1 protein-coding gene is annotated in these 1,079 nt (G+C 62.2%); it reads left to right on the forward strand.

The features are described 5' to 3' along the window. Positions 1–1,072 (forward strand): NAD(P)/FAD-dependent oxidoreductase (locus tag H8F21_RS29365; protein WP_203585852.1); only part of this gene is annotated, 1,072 nt, incomplete at its 5' end. Positions 1,073–1,079 lie beyond the last annotated feature (7 nt).

Below are 1,079 nucleotides of genomic sequence, written 5' to 3' on the forward strand. Positions count from 1 at the left end.
CGAAGAAGCCGGCATGCTCGACGCCGTGCAGGCCGCCGGCTTCCAGCTGAAAACCGGTGCCGCGTTCGCCTGGGGCGAGCGCTACAGCGCGTTTGATTTCAGCGATACGTTCAGCAACGGCAAGCCCACCACCTTCCAGGTGCAGCGCGGCGAGTTCGACAAGTTGCTGGCAGATCAAGCGGCGCTGCAAGGCGTGGAAATTCGCTACGGCGAAACCATCGTCGGCGTGGATTTCAGCGGTGACTGCCGCTACCTGCATGTACGCCGCGAGAACGGCAGCGAGTACCACCTCAAGGCCAGGTTCGTACTCGATGCCAGCGGCTACGGCCGTGTGTTGCCGCGCCTGCTGGACCTGGACTTGCCATCTGATTTCCCCGTGCGCCAGGCGGTATTCACCCACGTTGAAGACCACATCGAACACCCAGGCTTCGACCGCACCAAGATTCTGGTAACGACCCATCCGACGAAACGCGACATCTGGTTCTGGACCATCCCGTTCAGCAACGGCCGCTGCTCGGTGGGCGTGGTCGCCGCCAAGGAGCATTTCGACGGCCGCGACAGCGACCTCGACGCCTGCCTGCGCAGCTTCATCGACGAAACCCCAAGCCTGTCCGGTGTGCTGCAAAACGCCGTGTGGGATACCCCGGCGCGCACCATCGGCGGCTATGCGGCCAACGTCAAAACCCTGCACGGCCCAGGCTTTGCGCTGTTGGGCAATGCGGCGGAGTTCCTCGACCCGGTGTTCTCTTCCGGCGTGACCATCGCCATGCGCTCGGCGAGCATGGCGGCAGCGGTTTTGCACCGTCAGTTGCAAGGTGAAACAGTCGATTGGCAAGGCGAGTTTGCCGAGCCACTCAAGCGCGGCGTCGACACCTTTCGCTGCTACGTCGAGGGCTGGTACGCCGGGACTTTCCAGGACGTGATTTTTTATGAAGACAGCCAGGCGGAAATCCGTCGGATGATCTGTTCGATCCTCGCCGGCTACGCCTGGGATGAGCGCAACCCGTTCGTCAGCGAAGCCCGCCGCCGCTTGAAGATGATTTCCGAACTCTGTGCAAAGGACGCCACATGAACTACTT

The sequence above is a fragment of the Pseudomonas arcuscaelestis genome (assembly GCF_016881005.1).
In the GTDB taxonomy this organism is placed as follows: domain Bacteria; phylum Pseudomonadota; class Gammaproteobacteria; order Pseudomonadales; family Pseudomonadaceae; genus Aquipseudomonas; species Aquipseudomonas arcuscaelestis.